The sequence below is a fragment of the Pseudoalteromonas sp. SCSIO 43095 genome (assembly GCF_023650455.1).
Lineage (GTDB): Bacteria > Pseudomonadota > Gammaproteobacteria > Enterobacterales > Alteromonadaceae > Pseudoalteromonas > Pseudoalteromonas tetraodonis.
Window position 1 is genome coordinate 1,771,765 of the sequence record NZ_CP087995.1, and the last position, 19,844, is coordinate 1,791,608.

Here is a 19,844-nt window from a genome sequence, read left to right on the forward strand (position 1 = left end):
TGCAAATTTAACCTACTGATATTAGAGAACTTAATGAGAGATAAAATAATCGCAGCAACGCTATTGGTGATCATGGTGTTAAATTTTTTTGACGTGATCATGGATTTAAAATTAGGGGTGCCGCAGTGGCATATTTTTACTGAGAGCTTAATTGTGATTATTTCTGCCTTGGGTGCTCTGTATTTAATTAAAGATATTAACACGCGAACTAAAAAAATTATTAACCTTAAGCGCGAATTACACAGTTCTGTGACTCAGTTAAACAACATATCGCAGGAAATGAAAGACGCGCGTCATGAATACAGTGGTGTTATTCAAACCCAATTTTCACAATGGACATTGACTCGCAGTGAGCAAGAAGTCGCGATGTTATTACTTAAAGGCTTAAGCTTTAAAGAAATAAGCGCACTAAGAAACACTAAAGAAAAAACAGTACGCCAACAAGCATCAGACATCTATAGTAAAGCCGATGTAGAGGGCAGACATGAGTTTGCCGCATGGTTTTTAGAAGACTTTATGCAACAAAGGCACTATCCGCATTCAAGCTCAGCCATTAACTAATGCAGTGACTATCGCATATACTTGCGCGCTATTTTAGTCAGCGTTAAGCTAACGCTTTATTTTCGTCATTATGGTCTATGTGCTCTATAGCCCGCAGAGATAATTCAACGTAAAGGTTTAATATGAATAACAGTACCTACCCTATTGGCAACCCTGGTGAAAAATGGAATAACAATCATAAACTCCAATGGCTTGAAGCCCAGAAAATTAAACGCAGCTATAACGATGAAGTATTAACGCTAATTAATGAGCTAAAAGATACGCTTATTGTAGAGCAATATGGTGAACTTAATTATGCTCAAAACAGTTACCCTTTGTTTGCATTAAAAACCCAAAACTTTGATAAAAATAAACACACAGTGCTAATCACTGGCGGCGTACATGGTTACGAAACCAGCGGAGTACACGGTGCGTTAAGGTTTGCAAAAACATTGGCAACTCAATACGCAGAGAAATTTAATCTGGTGATTACTCCCTGCATTAGCCCATGGGGTTATGAAACAATAAACCGCTGGAACCCAGAAGCAATTGATCCAAACCGTTCTTTTTATGAAGGCAGCCCAGCGCAAGAATCTGCATTGGTAATGAATTATGTGCAATCTTTAAATACTGATTTAATCGCGCATATCGATTTGCATGAAACCACTGATTCAGATAACAGTGAATTTCGCCCTGCACTTGCAGCGCGCGAAGGTAAAGTAAATACTAATTGGAATATTCCAGACGGTTTTTATTTAGTCGCTGACAGCAACAAACCAGAGCCTGCTTTTCAAAAAGCTATTATTGAATGTGTTGAAAAGGTCACACACATCGCTCCAAGCGATGAAAATAAACAATTAATTGGTGTACCTCAAGAACAATTTGGGGTAATAAACTATGCAGCAAAAGAGTTAGGTTTATGCATGGGGTTATCTGATGCGACCTACGTTACAACCACGGAAGTTTACCCAGATAGTGCAACGGCCACCCCTGAAGAATGCATATTAGCGCAAGTTGCGGCAATTTCGGGTGCGTTGGACTACATTATTAATAAGTAATAGTTATGGTATCCATCAGCACATAATAAGGTCTAGACAAAGGAGCGGCTATTGAAATTTAAAAATAATTACGGCAGTTACAGTTTTTATGTTGAGGGTAATATTGTTATTGCGCAATTTAAAGGCAACTTAAACCCTGAGTTATTAAATCACTTTAAAGCCGCTCTGTTAGACACCATTGCAACGTTTAAACATCAACCTTGGGGCTATATTAGCCACTCGCCTGACGTTGTGGCCGCCACCCCTGACGCTGAAAAAAATATGATCGATGTTAGCCAAACAATGGGGATAAATAATTGCATAATGAGTGCCTTTATACTCACCTCTCCCATAGCCATAAGGCAACTAAAACGTATTATGCACAGCTCAGGTCGTGACGCTCATTTACAAGATTGCTTATTTGATGACTTGCCAAGCGCTAAAGCGTTTATAAAAAGTCAGCTTACCTCAGCCGAGTAAATCAATGACACGACCGAGGCATAGTCAACGAAAAACCAAATGGGCTAGTTTTTATAAAACTGACTCTCTTTAGTAATAGAAATGCTATTGTCCTCTTGTGCGGTGATTTTAAACTGCAGCTTACTCACCTTCGTGGGTATATCATATCCATCGGCAGTAACCGTTACAGGAACACTTTTCATCAACCCTGGCTCTACCAACACGGCGTTAGGACTTTGCAAGCTCGCACCTTCTAACCCACTAATTGAAATAGAATAATGCAAAGGTTGCTGCGTTTTGTTAATGATGGTGAGTGTATAAGGGTTTTCGACTAACCCTTCATAATTTACCCGATACAGTGCGTTTCTGTCTCTAAGGACAGAGGCTTCGATAGGCGTACGTTGTAGCATCCAAGCAAACATAGAAATAATTAACAGCGCAGTTAAAGCGCCATAGCCCACTAACTTGAGCCTAAATGGATTAGTTTTTTGCCCCGCCATTTGCTTTTCACTGGCGTATTTAATTAAGCCTTTTTCGTAGCCAAACTTATCCATGGTATCGTCACAGGCATCAATACATAAGCCACAGTTAATACATTCATATTGCAGTCCATTGCGAATATCAATCCCAGCAGGGCACACTTCAACACATAAGTTACAGTCTACACAGTCACCTAAATTAAGCGCTTTAGGATCGGCTTTACGTTTACGTGGGCCGCGGTTTTCACCTCGTTCGCTATCATAGGTTACCACCAGCGTGTCTTTATCAAACATCACAGATTGAAAGCGCGAATACGGACACGCCACTGTACACATTTTTTCTCGTAAAAAACCTGCGTTGCCATAGGTACAAAATGCAAATAAAAACACCCAAAAACTAGTGATCCCAGACCATTCAAAATTAACCATTTCTAGGTATAAGGTTTTAGCTGGAATAAAATACGCTAAAAAAGAAGTGGCAGTTAAGAGTGAAATAACCAGCCATGCACTGTGCTTAGTAATTTTTTTACGCCACTTGGTAATATCCCATGGGCTTTTATCAAGCTTAATACGTTGGTTACGCGTCCCCTCAATACGTTGTTCCACCCAAGAGAACATCAACATCCAAATTGTTTGCGGGCAAGTATAGCCGCACCACACACGGCCAAGCCAATTGGTCACAAAAAATAACGCAAACGCCCCCACCATAAATAGCATGGCGAGAATCATAAAGTCTTGAGGTAATAAGGTTAGGCCAAAAATAGTAAACTTTTGGGTGGCCACATCCAATAAAACCGCTTGCTGACCGTTATATTGAATCCAAGGAATGGCGATAAAGCTGAGCATTAGCAGCCAGCCTAAATTACGGCGTATACGCTGAAAAAACCCTTTTTGCTCGCGTATATAAATCGGCCCTTCTTCTTTGTAGGGCTTAATGATCATGTCTTCTTCTTTAATATCAAACTTCATGCTACTTACTTAATAGTGACGGGTATTAAGTATGCTTTTGCAACTTTCAGACCACAGTGAAAGCTAATTTAACTTATTGATATTTTTTGATTTTACACAAATTACCCAAGCAAAAATTCGCGACATTTAACGACATGCACGATATATCGCGAGTTAAGGTGTGCGTTGCACTGCCAATTTTCGCATTTTTGAGCGAAGCGTACTCTCAGGTAAGCCCAGCTTATTTGCCGCGCCTTGTTCGCCTGCAATTTTCCAGTTACATAACATCAGTACGGAGATAATATGCTGCCTTTGCGCCTCATCTAGTGTAAGCGTTGGGTTAACAGTACTCGCATCACCCGCTTTTAGCGGCTGACTTAACTGCAGCGTGGGCTGTGTAGACAAAATAGCTTCTCGCTCCAACACATTTTGCAGCTCTCTGATATTACCGGGCCAGTCATAGGCCTGTAGTTGCCTAATAGCTTTGTTACTTAACCCCTGTAATTGCTTACCTAGCCGCTTGTTTATTTGCACAATTAAGTTTTGACATAAAAAAGGTATATCTTCTTTTCGCTCTTTTAGTGCTGGCACTTTGATAGGGAACACGTTTAAACGATAATATAAGTCCATTCTAAACTGCCCTGCTTGTACCATTTCCCACAAGTTACGATTGGTTGCAGCAATGATACGAATATCGACTTTTAGGGTTTGGCTGCCCCCTACTCGCTCAAATTCGCGCTCTTGTAATACTCGTAATAATTTACTTTGTGACTCTAACGGCAGCTCTGCCACTTCATCTAAAAATAAAGTGCCCTTATCAGCAAGTTCAAAACGCCCTTTACGTCGCTCATTTGCGCCGGTAAACGAGCCTCGTTCGTGTCCAAACAACTCCGATTCTAATAAGCTAGGGGTAAACGCCGCACAATTAACTTTTATAAACGCCTGCTCATTGCGCTTGCTTAATCTATGTAAGTTACGCGCCACCAGCTCTTTACCAGTACCGTTTTCGCCAAGTATCAACACCGTACTGTCGGTTTCGCTCACTAACTGTATTTGCTGCAACATACGTTGAAATACATCACTGCGCCCTACAAGCCCTGAGTCTTGCCAATCCTGATTTAGCTCGGCAGTAAGGTAGTCGTTTTCATCTTTGAGCTGCTCGCTTAAATGCTTTACTTGCGCTAAAGCATCTTGGAGCGCGGTTTGGGTTCGCTGCTGCGCTGATATATCGCGAAAAACGGCCACGGCACCAATAAGCTGGCTATTTTTATAAACAGGCGTGGAGGTATATTCAACAGCAAAGGCGCTGCCATCTTTACGCCAAAATACTTCGTTTTTAACCTCGCGGCGTTTGCCATCAAACATGGTGCAGTAAATTTGGCATTCATCGGCAGGATAAGGCGTGCCATCGGCATGGCTATGATGATGATATTGATGTATTTTTTTACCCAGCAATTCTTCGGCCGTCCAACCCGTCATTCGCTCTGCGGCTGGGTTTACAAATACCGCATTACCAGATAAATCAAATCCGTATATGCCCTCACCTACCGCATTAAGTAATAAAGTAGGATCGTTTAAAAAGTTTTTTATCATTGCAGACCTCGCGAAATATCGCGAGTATTATGCCAATTCTCTCCTGCTTTAGCACCTAGTAATGGCTAAATAATGCCTTAATATCTATTTTTGCTTCTAGCCGTGCTGCAATTAAATACAAGCCCGCTAGCTTACGGTGAATAAACAACGCATCAACAGGAGGCGTATGCCATTGCTGTGACTGTGCGCTTAACTGCAAGCCAGCATCTTTAATATTGCTAGCAAGCTCGCTGTTTTTAAAATCAAACTCACCGTGATAACGCAGTGGCTCGCAGGCCATTAAAAACAAATCAATCACTTTTTCTTTGTAATTGTCTTTGAGCGAATCTTTAAAATAACCAATATCGGTGGCAGCATTGAGCACCCCTTCACGATCATTATTACTACCAGCTTTAAATAAAGCTAGGTAGGCATTACTTAGTGCTGGGGTAATTTCGCGTGTGGCACCAAAGTCAAATAATACTATTTTTTGTGATTCAGGTTGGTAATGAAAATTTGCAAAGTTAGGGTCGGTTTGGATTAAATTAAAGACAAACATTTCTTTAAAAAATAAATCAATCAGTTGTTCAGCAACTCGGCTTCGCTCTGATTGTGGTAAATATGTAATGCCCTCTATAGGCTTGGCATCTACATACTCCATGGTTAGCACTTGCGCAGTACTGTGCTGAGGATACACGCTAGGGACTTTGAAATGCGCGTTATCTGCTAACAGGTTTTTGTAACGTGCTAAATACTGTGCTTCTAGGGTGTAATCAGCCTCAGCTAATAGCTGTGCCTTAGCTTCTTCAACTAAGGGTTTTATATCCAATTCTTTAGGTAATAATCGCGATAAAGTAAGTAAAGTGATCACATTATCCACATCGCTTACCACACTTTTAGCAATACCTGGATATTGAATTTTAACGGCTAATTGATCACCATTTTCTATATAAGCTAAATGAACCTGCCCAATTGATGCAGCTGCAAACGGTCTTAGTTCAATATGAGAAAAACGCGATAACCAGTCATCCCCCCATTGCTCTTTTAGCACGCTCACTAATTGCTTATGTGGCATTGGGTTGGCATCGGCACGTAACAAAGACAGTAACTGCGCAAGCTCGGGAGTTAATAAGTCGCCAGCATCCATTGAAAGTAACTGCCCAAGCTTCATTGCCGCACCGCGAAGATGCGACAGCTGAGTGGCTAAGTTTTCAATATTTTTCGGCTGGAGTAATAAGCTCTTATTATCCCAACCTTTACCACTAAGCGCACTTTTGGCACCGCCCACTAACATATTTGTGGCAACGCCGGTGGCCAATGAGCCTAACTTTGCAAATCGTGAAAGTCGAGAGGTGGGAACGGATCGCTCATTAGCCATAATTAACCTAATCTATTAATAATAAGGTCAATTAATACGTTTTATTACGCTTATTAGATCTAAATTATAACCGAGGGACTAGCTTAATAGCGCCTTCTACTACTTTTAAATCTAAAGGTAAATTACTTAATAATGCCATTTTAGGATCGTTCATATTTAACTTATAAACGGGGTTAACGGCTAAAAAGGCATTCATTACATCCATGGCCTCGTTATCCAGCACTTCTAAATTACCTTTAAAGCCACCCGCATCAATGCTTGAGTCGAGTAACTTAACATTACGTAAAAATACCGCTTTTTTCTCGCTGTCATAAAAAGGGGTGCCCTGTATTTGCAGCTTTAAGCGCACTGGGTACTTTAACGCAAAAGCATTAATTTCGGCGCTAGAATCAGCACCTAATAAAACATAATCACTATTATCTGGGCCAATATTAACGCTTAAATCATTCACATCAAACTGCACAGGTAAGCCCATCAGGCTAACTTTTTCACTTAATTTAGGTAACTCTTTATTTAGTAACGACTCAACCTCTGAATTTGTAAATGAATAAACCGAAATACCCTGCGTACTGTTACAGGCAGTTAAAAATAATAGTGAAATAAAAACAAAAATTTTCATGCAAAACCCTATTTATTAATCGTCTTGGCAGTAAGTAGCCATAATAAAAAACCGCTTGAATAGCGGTTTTTTTTTATTTTAGTTGATAAAAGTAATTGCGCTTACTTTACAGCAAAAATAACTTTTAATCTTGCTAGTGTGTCAGCTGTAACTGAACCCTCGCTGAGTGCTAATAACTGCTTTAAATAATAATTTAAATCAGCGTGTTCGCCACGGTGCTTATCATCAAGCATGGCTACTTGCTCTACCATTCTTTGCGCTGAGTTGTGCGAACTTACGCTCGCAAGTATTTCCATACGCGTTAGCAGCTGCTCACAGCTCAATGCTGTTTTAACTGTATCATTAAATTGGCTCGGGACTGGCTCGTTGTTCTCAAGTGCAACAAATAAAGCATCTAAATTAGCTTGCTCATTTTTAGCCGCTAAGCCTGTCAGCTTTTCATCTATGGCTGATAACAAAGCAGACACTTTAGGGGTTAACGATTTAAACTGTGTATACCCTTTAACTTTGGTTTGTAAATCAAGTAATTGGGCTTTACCTTCTACACTATTTAATGCTGCTTCAAGCTCATTCAGCTCAGTTGTTGCCAGCTTATCTGACTCGCTTTGTTCGCGCTTTTGCTGTTCAAACTCTTCGCTTCGTTTAGTGAATGTTGCATCATTAAACTCACGGAATTTTTGCCACAATGCGTTTTCAGCTTTTAAACCTGCAAATCCTATGGTTTGCCACTGTTGCTGTAACTGTTTTAGCTGTTGGCAAGCATCTGCTAAATTATCGCTTTGTGATAATTGCTGTGCTTGTTCAACGATCTCATTTTTAAGTGCAGCATTGCCTTTATGAAACGCGTTAAGTGACGCTACAACCTGTTGCTGCTCTGCCTTATAACGCTCGTTCAACACGCGGTATGTTTTCGGGTCAACTTTACCCACACTTCGCCATGCCTTTTGCAAACGATTATAGTTGCTTTCTAGTTGTTTCCAATCTAAATCAGCATCCCCTGTCGCTTGTAAATGCAATGCATGCATATCAGCAATCAATTGCTCGCGCTCTGCTTTTGCTGCCTCACGTTGCACTTCTTGCTCAGCGAAGTAGCTGCGACAAGGAGCAAATAAAAGCTCAATTTTTTCATCGAACTCGTTGCCCTGTTGTTTCTCTTGCTCTGTATCAAGGCGTCCAAGTTCGTTCCAACGCTTGCGAAGTACTTTAACGTGATCAGCGCGCTGTTGCGGATCGTTACACGGCTCATCAACTAACGCTGTTACTTCTTCTAAAAGTGCTGCACGTTTTGGTGCGGCCGCATATTTTTGCCAATCTTTAGCATCGGCTAATTGCGCTTCTAGGTCTGCTTTTAAATTAACCAGCGGTTGTTGATATTTCTCGGTCAATTCGTTAAATAACTCTTCAAAGCCTTTAAACACACCAAATGCAACATTAAAGCGCCCTTCTTCAATTAAACGTTTAACATCACGTGCCTTACGTTTAGCTTGGCTTTGCGTTTTTTCAAGCGGCTTAGTGAGTTCGCTCATTGCAGCTAAAAATTGCTTTTTATGGGCATTAAGTTGGGTTTTAAACGACGCTTGTAAATCATTGCTAAGTACAGCTAAATGGCCGCGTGCCTCTTTAAATGTATGATTAAAAGCACTAAGTTGTTGATCGTAATCACTGAGCTGCTCGGCGGGTTTTATTTCGCATAGCGCATTGTAAGCAATTTTATATTCTTTAATCGCCGCGGTTAGCTCAGGTAACTTGGCAACTTGTAAAAATAGTTGCTCAAGCTTATTAATCACTTGTTTTGATTGCTGATCAGCCATTAGTTGCGTTTTATCTAATGTGTCTTTTGCTTGTGCTACTTTTGCATTAAGCCAATCTTGCTGAATTTGCTCTGGGGTTTCTAATCCAAGTTGCAATGCATTTTCAATTTCTTCACTCAGCGCTTCTAACGTTGCTAATGCTAACACTTGACGTTGTTGCTGCACTAAACGCTGCTGCTCTATTTCGTGTTGCGCTTTTAAAGTTGCAATGTGAGCATCAAGCTTATCGGTAATTGATATATATTTGGCATCAAGGGTTTTTACATGTTCTTCACTTAGCCATTTTAATTCAAGAGCTTGCCACTGCGCTATGAGTTCTGCAGCCTGTGAGTTAACAATGGCGTAGTCATTTTTATCACGCAATGCATTAAGCTTTGCTAAAATTACACGGGTTGCGTTTTCAACTTGCGATGGCATTTCAAGCGCTAAACGCTCGTTTTCAAGATGACTTTCTAGCACAACTTTGGCTTCACCTTGAGCATGCTTTAACAGTGCTTTAGTTAGCTGCTGAGTAATGACTAAATCAACTAACTGTTTTTGCAGCTCTTCGTTTGCTTCTTTAAAGGCTTTTTCAATCAGCTTTGGGTTAGCTAGGCGTTTTAATAGCTTAACTCTCACTTGCAGTTCTTTTTCAGCAAATGCTAGTTTTTCAAGGGTTTTAACCGGTGCAAAGCGTTCAATATACTCATTTTTAATCTGCGCCGATAAGCTACTTTCACTGTTTAATACAGCCGATGAGATTTGTTGTTCAGCAACATCTTTCAATGCCTGATCTTGTTTGTAAGCTTTCCACCACAGTGGTAAGTCGTTTACTTTTTGCAGTGCTTTACGACGGATTTCAGCCGATGAGTCTTCAAGGGCTAAGGTGCTTAAAATTGTTACGTCACGTACCACATCAAGTTTTTCAATCGCATCTAAACGAACTTGTTGCTTCGGGTGTTTCCATTTTGGTGTAAAAAGGTGTTTAAAGATCATTTTCACTGAACCTAGCTATTTCGTTATCTGATTTGAATTCTTTTTGTAGTTGCGCTTTGGTTTTTTGGATCATTTCTCCATTTGCACCAATGGTAAACTGCTCGTTTGATTGTGCTACTTTTGCTTGGTACAACATCACTAGTTGCACTGTTTGTTGCTTTTGCTCATCTGATAAAGGCGTGCCATCTGGCCACTTTCCCGTTGCCGCGCCATACTGTAAGCGCTCAAATAATTCTGGAGTAATATTCTGTACTAGGTTGTCAATATTCATGTCATTTTTTCTTTTTCAGAGTCACTAAAATAATACGGTTAATAAGGTACCAAATACAGCCGATGCCAATGGCCGAGGTATACGCATACCACTGAAGTGTTTTTTCTTGAGGTTGTAGGAAGTACAAACAAAAGAAGCCACCTAAAAATAAGATCAGCGCTAAAAAGGAGTGGTTCATAAACATTTGCTGCTTTTTAATTCGCTGCTCACGTTGAAGTTGTTGAACTTGCTCGGCATTTAATTCAGCAACGTTACTTTGGCAATGTGGACACTGCGAATGTTTATCTGAAATTGATTTTGCACATTTGGGGCAACGAATAATCGCCATACATCTCTCTCCATACTACGCATAAAAAAAGCGCCTTTCGGCGCTTTTCATTGTACTTGTTTTATTGCTCTTTGTCTTTTTTGAATTTAACCCAATAGATGATATTAGGTTATTGGGAACTGTTTATTCAGCGTCTTTTGATTGCTTTTCAAGGCGCTTTTCCCAGAAGGTAGCATTTTTAATCCCTAACTTAACTGGGTCAAATGTGATTTTGCCACCTTTTTTCTTCTGGTCTTCATAATCACTCAAACATGTTAAGGCCGGTTTAGCGACAAAGAAAATGGCTAATATACCCAATATGTTGATCCACGCCATTAAGCCAACGCCTATGTCGCCAATAGTCCATATATAACCGGAACTGTTAACCATGCCGTAGGCTACCATAAACATAATCATAAGTTTTACCACTACAAGCGGAATACTTCCTTTAAAGTAGCGATTTAAGTACGCGATATTCGTCTCAGCAATGAAGTAATAGGCCAGTATGGTGGTAAAAGCAAAGAAGAATAAAGCGATACCTACAAACGCTTCTCCAAAGCTTCCAAATACACTAAACAACGCCATTTGGGTGAATGCTGCTGATCCCACTTCAGTTGCCGCATCGACATTTTGTATAATGAATTGCCCTTCTGGCAAAGTGCCGACTACATTGTATTGCTGCGTCATTAAGATCATTAATGCCGTTGCTGTACATACAAAAAGTGTATCAACATAAACAGAAAAAGCTTGCACTAACCCTTGCTGTGCAGGGTGATCAACTTCTGCCGCAGCCGCCGCATGAGGACCTGTACCTTGACCGGCTTCATTAGAATAGATACCACGCTTAACACCCCAACCAATTGCAGCGCCAAAGCCTGCTTGAGCTGTAAATGCATCACCAATAATGAGCGAGAAAATGCCTGGTACTTTGTCTATATTTAAAAATACGATAATTAAGGCCAGTACGATGTAACCAAGCGCCATAAATGGCACTACAATTTGCGTAAAATTAGCAATGCGCTTTATACCACCGAAGATAATAAAGGCTAAAACAATAAGAATAATGGCCAACGCAACCAGTTTAAAACTGCCTACGTCACCAAAACTTGTAGACACCATAGTGCCATCGCCAAATACTTGAGTAAATGCATTGCCCACAGCATTTGCTTGCACGCCCGGCAGGAAAACCCCACACGCTATAATTGCCGACACAGCAAATAATACAGCTAGCCACTTTTGCCCTAAACAACGGTCAAAATAATACGCTGGGCCACCGCGGTATTGGCCGTCTTCTTCTAATTTATAAATTTGACCTAATGTTGACTCCGCGTATGCAGTACTTGCACCTAAAAAAGCAACAACCCACATCCAAAAAATAGCGCCAGGGCCACCAAAACCAATTGCGGCTGCCACACCGGCAATATTACCAACCCCTACTCGGCCAGATAATGAAACAGCAAGAGCTTGAAAAGATGAGATGCCTTTTTCTGAGGTGTTAGGGCTAAATAATAGCTTACACATTTCTTTAAAATGTCTAACTTGAGCAAATCGAGTTAATACGGAGTAAAATAAGCCTGCGCCTAGGCATAAATAGATGAGTGCATCACTCCAAACAACATCATTAACGGCGCTTACAAAAGCTTCCATGAACATCCTCACAGTTATATTTATTATTATTAATTACCATACTCTGCCACTCAGAATACCTGTCATAAGCTTTACGAAATAAGGGGGTAATCTTTTCCGTTTTTCTTATTGCTCAATCGATATTAACTTAAGTACCCAATGTTGTTAACAGTTAATTTTCAAAACAACTCATTGTTGATTTATATTGAGCCTGCTAAGACAAGGTTTAACTGAGTGGGAATTGATTTAGACTATATGGTATTAAATCTGTCGAGAAGGTATATTGAAACGTTTTAGTGTTGTGGTGGGAAATGATTTTTATTTTTTAATACAGTTGGTTTAGCCTAAAATAAAAAGGGTATCAATATTTATTGATACCCTTAAAGCAAACGTTTTATCTTAAGTCGTCTACAACATTAACAATGGCTGCTAAGGTATCTTGACCAAATTGATAAGAACGACGATCTGACCAACCATAATCTGGATCGGGTAAGTCATTATTATCTTTAAATGGCATTTCAACTGTGTAAGTTAGTGCTTTAAATTCTTCTGCTGTGGCTGATGAACCTACTGTTAAATTAGCTTGACCTGGTTCGTCTTTATCGTAGCCATGCGTATCTTGAAATTCTGGAGTAATAGTTAAAAGCGCGGCTTTAAAGCTATCCTCTAGGCCTTTTAGGCGTGCATCATAGCTTGGTATGCCTTCGCTACCGGCAACAAAATTATATGGAATGGCTTCATCACCATGAATGTCTAGGTGCATGTCTAAGCCGGCTTCGCGCATTTTATTAAGCACTAAGTAAACTTCTGGGCTGTTTTCCATGCTGGGTGTTTGCCATTCACGGTTTAAATTAACCCCTTTAGCATTAGTACGTAAGTGACCACGTGCACTGCCATCTGGATTCATGTTTGGCACTACATAGAATACCGCTTTTGATAGTAACGCTGCTGCATGTGGGTCTTCATCATCAAGTAGCTTGTGTACTAAGCCTTCTACAAACCACTCTGCCATTGTTTCACCTGGGTGTTGACGAGCAGTGATCCAAATTACTTTTTTATCGGCGCTTGGCTGACCAATTTTAAGCACGCTCATGTCACGCCCATCAAGCGTTTGACCTAGTGTTTCTAGTTGGCAAATTTCTTGACTTTGCGCCCATGCTAATAAGTCTAAATGACGATCGTAGCTGTAAGGTGCAAAGTAGGCGAAGTAAACGCTGCTGCACTCAGGCTCAAGCTCAAATGTTAATGTGCCATTTTCATACGAAGACGGTACACGGAACCATGTTTGACGGTCGTATGAGGCAACAGCTTGGTAGTCTACCCAACCATCAGGGTATGCAGACTTATCAAGATTATTAATATTTAACTGATGAAGTTGATAAGGCGTTGTCTCAAGACGAAAGTGAAACCACTGATAAAACTCAGACTGATGATCTTTATTAATTTCTAGCTGAATATTTAACGGATCGGTGGCTTCAATAACTTTAATATTACCACTGTCGAAATTGCTACTGATTTTCATTACAACAAACCTATTAGTTAACTGTGTGTCTTTGACTAAGGCATTTAGCCAAGAGGTAAATACGTGTTACTGCACTTTATAAGTGTATAAACGCGTACCCAATTTAATAAAGCGTACCATAACCGCTTCACTTTAAAAATCTTCAGACCTAAAAAAGCCAGCAAGTGCTGGCTTTTCTTAATTGCTCATGTGTTTATCGAGGTAAACTTGGGAATGAGACTTCTGCCATGTCGCGCATACAGCGAACTACTTGGCAGCTATAACCAAACTCATTGTCGTACCATACGTAAAGTACTACGCGGTTATCATCAACAATCGTTGCTTGAGAATCAACAACACCTGCGTAACGGCTACCCACTAAATCGGTAGAGACGATTTCAGTTGATGCTGTGTAATCAATTTGATCACGTAGGTCTGAGTGAAGTGCTGTTTCACGTAAAAACGCATTAAGCTCTTCAACCGTTGTACTCTTTTCAAGGTTCAAGTTTAAGATAGCTAACGATACGTTTGGTGTAGGTACACGGATTGCGTTACCTGTTAGTTTACCTTCAAGCTCTGGTAATGCTTTAGAAACCGCTTTCGCTGCACCTGTTTCAGTGATAACCATGTTTAGTGCCGCAGCACGACCACGACGTTCTGCTTTGTGGTAATTATCAATTAAGTTTTGGTCATTAGTGTACGAGTGAACCGTTTCAACGTGACCATTCTTAATACCAAACTGATCGTTTAATGCTTTAAGTGTTGGCGTAATTGCATTGGTTGTACAACTTGCTGCACAGACAATTTTGTCTTCCGGTAAAATATCTTGGTTGTTTACACCGTAAACAATATTTTTAATATTACCTTTAGCAGGCGCTGTTAATAATACTTTTACAGCCCCTTTAGATTCTAAATGCTGACCAAGGCCGGCTTCATCTTTCCAGATACCTGTGTTATCAACGACTAATGCGTTTTCGATACCGTAGGCGCTGTAATCAACTTCACTTGGCGAGTTAGCGTAGATAACTTGAATGTAGCTACCGTTTGCTTTAATTGCATTACGCTCTTTATCGATGGTGATAGAACCATTAAATGGACCATGGATAGAGTCACGACGTAATAAGCTTGCACGTTTCTCTAAATCGCCATCTTTACCGCCACGCACAACAATAGCGCGAAGGTTTAAATCGGCATACGGGCCTGATTTTTCAATTAATAAACGCGCTAATAAGCGACCGATACGACCAAAACCGTAAAGTACAACGTCACGTGGTGCTTTTGGTTTAGAGTCAACAATTTCAGCAAGTTCATCTTTAACAAACTCTTCTACTGAACGACCATTCGCTGCATCTGTGTATAAATAGCTGTATGCTAATTTACCAATATCGATACGGGCAGAATTTAATTCCATTTTGCTGATAGCTTCTAAGAATGGGAAGCTTTCACGTAGGCGCAGTTTAGTCCCTTCAAATTGAGCTACTGATTTGTGAGACTTGATAATATCAATAGTGCTTGAATTTACTAATGGACGGCCGTAAACAGCGATTTCAATACCACGATTACGATACAATTTACCAATAATAGGCTGCATGCTTTCTGCGTAATCTTGACGTTCTTGCCAGCTACTTGTGTATTCTAACTCGTGAGATGAGGTCATTTTTTTTACCTAATTAAACAATTTTGAACGGATAGCCTAAGAGTGCATCGAATTTTGAGAGCAATGCATTCCTTCGGGCAGGCCTATTCTAATTTAATCTCATTTTATTCTCTACTGTTAGAGACTAAAGTTTAGGCTAGAATAATACTATATGAGGGTCTGTTGACCTTTGTGGATTAAAATTTGTTCAAACTAGGGACAATTTAATCGCGGCGCGAGGTTTGTAACCTAGTGGGCTCGATAACTGCTCCTGCGTTATTCTACTGGCTTACATCCATGTAAGAATAAGTAAAAACCGAGCAAAGCTTCCGCGTTCTGCTCACGCCCCTTACCTACATCCATGTAGGCAACATTCAGCACATTAAATTAAAAAGCAAAACCACGGCTCGCCAACGTGCCCACTTAACGAGTATGAGGGAAATGGCGCGGATTTATCAACAGACAAAACACACCAGCCATCCGGGCTTGCTTTATTATCATTGGTCAAGAAACAATGACGAAAGTGCATTAACACGTTTGCTCGCTTTAGAACATACTGCAGAAGTTGAACAAAGTGCTGAGATGCAATTTTACTTAGCGTCTTATTACATTAAGGTTGATGAAGAAAAAGCGATTAATTTTTTATACAACACGCTAGCGCGGAATAAAGCCAAGCATGAACCGAATCCTGAAATATATATGTCTTTGATCAGCCTGTTTTATAAACACCAATAATATAAACATGCTTATATTTTTGCCAAAATAGCTCAGCTCTCTGGTATTGAACATATTGATATACTGTTAAATGAGCAGCAGTTAATAGCACAAGGAAAGAATTTAGAGAGTTTAGATAGGTTAGCCGAGTAGACTTTGCAACAAATAGATCAAGGAACGTTTATTTCCCCCCGGAAATAATAAAACAGATACAAAAAAGGCAGCTTACGCTGCCTTTTTGTTTTATTTTTTGCTTGTGCCTACTTCGACACGGGTTTTTAACTTTTGCCCCGGTCTAAAGGTAACCACGCGACGTGCTGAAATTGGGATATCTTCTCCCGTTTTCGGGTTACGTCCCGGCCTTTCTTTCTTATCTCGAAGATCAAAGTTACCAAATCCAGAGAGCTTAATCTGCTCGCCTTTTTCAAGCGCTGAGCGGATTTCTTCAAAAAACGCTTCAACTAAATCTTTGGCATCTTTTTTATTGATCCCGAGCTTTTCAAATAGGTGTTCAGCTATGTCGGCTTTAGTAAGCGCCATATCTAGTCCCTCAACGATGCATTAAACTGTTCGGCCAGTGCGGCCACCACGTTATCAACTACCTGATTGATATCTTTCTCTTCGAGTGTTCTATCAACCGCTTGCAGTGTTAGAGCAATCGCCAAACTCTTATAATTTGGCTCAATACCTTTGCCCTTATACACATCGAATAAGTTTAGGTCAACCAATTGATTTCCGCCAACTTTTCCGATGACGTTTAAAATATCACCTATTTTAACGCTGTCTTGTACTAAAATCGCGATGTCGCGGCGATTTGATGGGAATTTAGACACCCCTACAGCCTGCGGTAAATTTCTTTTTTCTAACGCTGACATTTCAATTTCAAACACAAAAGTAGCGTTATTGATATCTAACGATTTTTGCGCCTGAGGGTGTAATGCACCAAAGAAACCTACTTTTTTACCATCAACATAAATAACGGCTGATTGACCAGGATGAAGGCCATCTGATTGCTCGGCTTTAATTTCAAAGCGGCTAACATCGTTGGTAATTGCAAGTAATGCTTCAACATCCCCTTTTAGGTCGTAAAAATCAACGTTACGTTTTTCTTCAACCCAATGTTCGCCATGCACAAGCCCGGTAATAACACCACCAATAACCGGCACTTGGTAAACGCCATTTTCTGCGCTTTCATCGCTGATAAACTTAAGGCCGTGTTCAAATAAGCGAATACGTGGTTGCTGGCGGTTTTGGTTATAGGCAACAGAAGCTAATAAGCCAGGCATTAAACTTACACGCATCGCTGACATTTCAATTGAAATTGGGTGCGGCAATACCAATGCGTTACACTCTGGATGTAAAATAGCTTGCGCTTTAGGATCAACAAAACTGTAAGTAATGGCTTCTTGATAGCCACGAGTTACTAGCGCATTACGAAAACGGCTCAGGGCAACAGTTGACTCATCATGTGTGGTCATTTTAAGTTTTGCAGTTGGTGCCACATTAGGAATACTGTTATAACCGTAAACACGTGCTACTTCTTCAATTAAATCTTCTTCAATACGAATATCAAAACGGTAGCTTGGTACATCAGCGCTCCAGCTATCATTATCAAATTTAACATCAAGACCTAAACGCGTAAGTATATCGGTTACTTTAGCATCGTCAATGTGATGACCAATAACACGGTCTAAACGTGAACGACGTAAACGCACTTCAGTTACTTTTGGTAACTTATCAGCAGCAACCGCTTCAACGATTGGACCTGCGTTACCACCTACAATCTCCAGAAGTAACGCTGTAGCGCGCTCCATGGCATCGTGTTGTAGTGCAAAGTCGACCCCACGCTCATAGCGATGAGATGCATCAGTGTGCAAACCATAGCTACGTGCTTGTCCTGCAATAGCCACTGGGTTGAAGAATGCGCTTTCTAGTAAAATATCTGCTGTTTTTTCAGTAACACCCGATTGCTCACCGCCAAAAATACCAGCAATGGCTAGCGCTTTATGATGATCGGCAATCACTAATGTCGATTCATTTAATTTAGCCGTATTACCGTCTAATAAAACCAGCTCTTCACCTGGGGATGCACTACGTACTTTAATTCCACCTTCAATTGCATTTAAATCAAATGCATGCATTGGGTGACCAAGCTCTAGTAATACAAAGTTAGTCACATCAACAACCGGATCGATTGAACGTACACCACTACGACGTAGCTTTTCAACCATCCATAATGGCGTCTCAGCGTCTAGGTTAATGCCTTTGATAACACGCCCTAAATAGCGAGGACAGGCATCATCGTTAACCAACTCAATAGATACTTTGTCTTCAATTGTCGGGGTTACCGCTGGAATGCTTAATGTATTTACATCAATACTGTTAAGTACGCCGACTTCGCGGGCAAGCCCTTTGATACCTAAACAGTCGCCACGGTTAGGTGTTAAATCTACGTCAATAATGTTGTCATCAAGCGCTAAATATTCGCGTAAATCGGCACCAATAGGCGCATCAAGTGGCAATTCCATAATGCCATCGCCTTCTTCACTAATACCTAGCTCATCAAACGCACATAACATGCCGTGTGAAGGCTGACCACGAAGTTTGGCTTTTTTAATTTTGAAATCGCCTGGTAACACTGCGCCAACAGTGGCAACTGCAACTTTAATACCTTGGCGACAATTTGGTGCACCACATACGATATCCAGTAGCTCATCATCACCAACATTAATTTTTGTTACACGTAGTTTATCTGCATCTGGGTGCTGGCCACACTCAACCACTTCACCTACCACAACGCCATTAAATTTGGCTGCTGCCGGCTCAACGCCATCTACTTCTAAACCAGCCATTGAAAGCTGTTCCGAAAGAGCTTGCGTATCAATTGCAGGATTTACCCACTCTCTTAACCACTTTTCACTAAATTTCATTTTATCTCTTCACTCTTAACGGAACTGGTTTAGGAATTTTAAGTCATTTTCGAAAAACGCACGTAAATCGTTTACGCCGTAACGCAACATGGTTAAGCGCTCAACACCCATACCAAAAGCGAAACCTGTGTATTTTTCAGGATCGATGCCTACAGACTTAAGTACGTTAGGATGAACCATGCCGCAGCCTAATACTTCTAACCATTTACCGTCTTTACCCATCACGTCCACTTCTGCTGAAGGCTCTGTAAACGGGAAGAATGAAGGACGAAAACGAATTTCCATGTCTTCTTCAAAAAAGTTACGTAAAAAGTCATGTAAAATACCTTTAAGCTCAGTGAAGCTTACATCAGTATCAACCATCAACCCTTCCACCTGATGGAACATAGGCGTGTGTGTTTGGTCGTAATCGTTACGGTATACACGCCCTGGCGAAATAATACGCAGTGGCGGTTGCTCAGTTTCCATAGTACGAATTTGTACACCACTGGTTTGAGTACGTAAAACCAACTTAGGATTAAAGTAAAAGGTATCGTGATCGGCGCGAGCAGGGTGATGCTCTGGTATATTTAACGCATCAAAGTTATGAAAATCATCTTCAACTTCAGGGCCTGATTTAACAGCAAACCCAAGTTCACCAAAGAAGCTTTCAATACGCTCAATGGTGCGAGTCACTGGGTGCAAACCACCCGATGGCATAACACGCCCTGGTAAAGTTACATCGATTGTTTCTGCCGCTAGTTTTTCTTCTAATGCTTTACTTGCTAACAATTCACGCTTGTCATTAATCGCAACTTGCACGTCTTGCTTAGCTTGGTTAATTACTTGGCCTGCTTCTTTACGTTCTTCAGGGGCAATTTTACCTAACGTTTTAAGTAAGCTGGTAATTTCGCCTTTTTTACCAAGATAGTTAACCCTGATCTCTTCTAGCTGCGCGATTTCACTGGCACTGGCTACCGCCTCAAGTGCTTGCGCTAATATGTTTTCTAAGTTCATTCGATACCTGATCTTTCACAGAAGGTGATTACAATTTAGTTAGCT

The 19,844-nt window shown here is 40.6% G+C and carries 16 protein-coding genes and 1 pseudogene; 4 read left to right on the forward strand and 13 right to left on the reverse strand.

All coding sequences use genetic code 11. The annotated features are described in order from the left end of the window. Positions 1–33 precede the first annotated feature (33 nt). From LOC50_RS08365 to LOC50_RS08375, 3 genes are all read left to right on the forward strand, one after another. Complete coding sequence (locus tag LOC50_RS08365; protein ID WP_036983070.1) at positions 34–561, forward strand: helix-turn-helix transcriptional regulator; 528 nt, start codon at positions 34–36, stop codon at positions 559–561. 122 nt (positions 562–683) lie between these two features. Then, the gene (locus LOC50_RS08370; protein WP_036983072.1) at positions 684–1,598 is read left to right on the forward strand and encodes a M14 family metallopeptidase; all 915 of its coding nucleotides are present in this window, start codon (positions 684–686) and stop codon (positions 1,596–1,598) included. A gap of 51 nt (positions 1,599–1,649) precedes the next feature. Continuing rightward, on the forward strand, positions 1,650–2,057 hold the full coding sequence (locus tag LOC50_RS08375) for a hypothetical protein (protein WP_036983074.1): 408 nt from the start codon (positions 1,650–1,652) through the stop codon (positions 2,055–2,057). 44 nt (positions 2,058–2,101) lie between these two features. Here the strand turns inward: LOC50_RS08375 and ccoG are convergent, their stop codons facing one another. The 10 genes from ccoG to LOC50_RS08425 all read right to left on the reverse strand — a co-directional run bounded on the left by ccoG (position 2,102) and on the right by LOC50_RS08425 (position 15,180). After that, on the reverse strand, positions 2,102–3,484 hold the full coding sequence (ccoG, locus tag LOC50_RS08380) for a cytochrome c oxidase accessory protein CcoG (protein ID WP_033102667.1): 1,383 nt from the start codon (positions 3,482–3,484) through the stop codon (positions 2,102–2,104). A gap of 153 nt (positions 3,485–3,637) precedes the next feature. Further along, on the reverse strand, positions 3,638–5,056 hold the full coding sequence (locus LOC50_RS08385; RefSeq protein ID WP_036983075.1) for a sigma-54 interaction domain-containing protein: 1,419 nt from the start codon (positions 5,054–5,056) through the stop codon (positions 3,638–3,640). 55 nt (positions 5,057–5,111) lie between these two features. Then, complete coding sequence (locus LOC50_RS08390) at positions 5,112–6,413, reverse strand: ABC1 kinase family protein (RefSeq protein WP_036983077.1); 1,302 nt, start codon at positions 6,411–6,413, stop codon at positions 5,112–5,114. 64 nt (positions 6,414–6,477) lie between these two features. Further along, positions 6,478–7,032 carry a YceB family lipoprotein gene (locus LOC50_RS08395; protein ID WP_024601178.1) on the reverse strand — a complete coding sequence of 185 codons (555 nt, stop codon included), beginning with the start codon at positions 7,030–7,032 and terminating at the stop codon, positions 6,478–6,480. A 101-nt stretch (positions 7,033–7,133) separates the two neighbouring features. Next, a complete protein-coding gene (locus LOC50_RS08400) occupies positions 7,134–9,818 on the reverse strand; it encodes a DUF349 domain-containing protein (protein ID WP_036983079.1) in 2,685 nt (894 codons plus the stop codon). Continuing rightward, positions 9,808–10,089: a YeaC family protein gene (locus LOC50_RS08405; protein ID WP_013464607.1), complete on the reverse strand. Its 282-nt coding sequence runs from the start codon at positions 10,087–10,089 to the stop codon at positions 9,808–9,810. The genes LOC50_RS08400 and LOC50_RS08405 overlap by 11 nt, the downstream gene beginning before the upstream one ends. Position 10,090: 1 nt before the next feature. Beyond that, entirely contained in the window at positions 10,091–10,417 is a 327-nt protein-coding gene (locus LOC50_RS08410) for a hypothetical protein (protein ID WP_013464606.1), read from the reverse strand. Positions 10,418–10,540: 123 nt separating this feature from the next. Continuing rightward, a complete protein-coding gene (locus tag LOC50_RS08415) occupies positions 10,541–12,043 on the reverse strand; it encodes an alanine/glycine:cation symporter family protein (RefSeq protein ID WP_036983081.1) in 1,503 nt (500 codons plus the stop codon). A 373-nt stretch (positions 12,044–12,416) separates the two neighbouring features. Further along, positions 12,417–13,544: a M14 family metallopeptidase gene (locus tag LOC50_RS08420; RefSeq protein ID WP_036983082.1), complete on the reverse strand. Its 1,128-nt coding sequence runs from the start codon at positions 13,542–13,544 to the stop codon at positions 12,417–12,419. A 193-nt stretch (positions 13,545–13,737) separates the two neighbouring features. Beyond that, positions 13,738–15,180, reverse strand: a complete 1,443-nt coding sequence (locus tag LOC50_RS08425) for a glyceraldehyde-3-phosphate dehydrogenase (protein ID WP_036983084.1) — start codon at positions 15,178–15,180, stop codon at positions 13,738–13,740. A gap of 348 nt (positions 15,181–15,528) precedes the next feature. Here LOC50_RS08425 and LOC50_RS08430 point away from each other — a divergent pair. Further along, positions 15,529–16,026: pseudogene (locus LOC50_RS08430) on the forward strand (DUF2989 domain-containing protein); the annotation flags it as partial. Between the two features lie 90 nt (positions 16,027–16,116). Here the strand turns inward: LOC50_RS08430 and ihfA are convergent. From ihfA to pheS, 3 genes are read right to left on the reverse strand one after another with little or no spacing between them, the layout of a single operon-like run. Beyond that, positions 16,117–16,413 (reverse strand): integration host factor subunit alpha, encoded by a 297-nt coding sequence (gene ihfA, locus LOC50_RS08435; RefSeq protein WP_008114070.1) that lies wholly within the window; start codon positions 16,411–16,413, stop codon positions 16,117–16,119. A gap of 2 nt (positions 16,414–16,415) precedes the next feature. Continuing rightward, positions 16,416–18,803 (reverse strand): phenylalanine--tRNA ligase subunit beta, encoded by a 2,388-nt coding sequence (pheT, locus tag LOC50_RS08440; protein WP_036983086.1) that lies wholly within the window; start codon positions 18,801–18,803, stop codon positions 16,416–16,418. 15 nt (positions 18,804–18,818) lie between these two features. After that, entirely contained in the window at positions 18,819–19,799 is a 981-nt protein-coding gene (gene pheS / locus LOC50_RS08445; protein ID WP_013464600.1) for a phenylalanine--tRNA ligase subunit alpha, read from the reverse strand. Between the last annotated feature and the right edge of the window lie 45 nt (positions 19,800–19,844).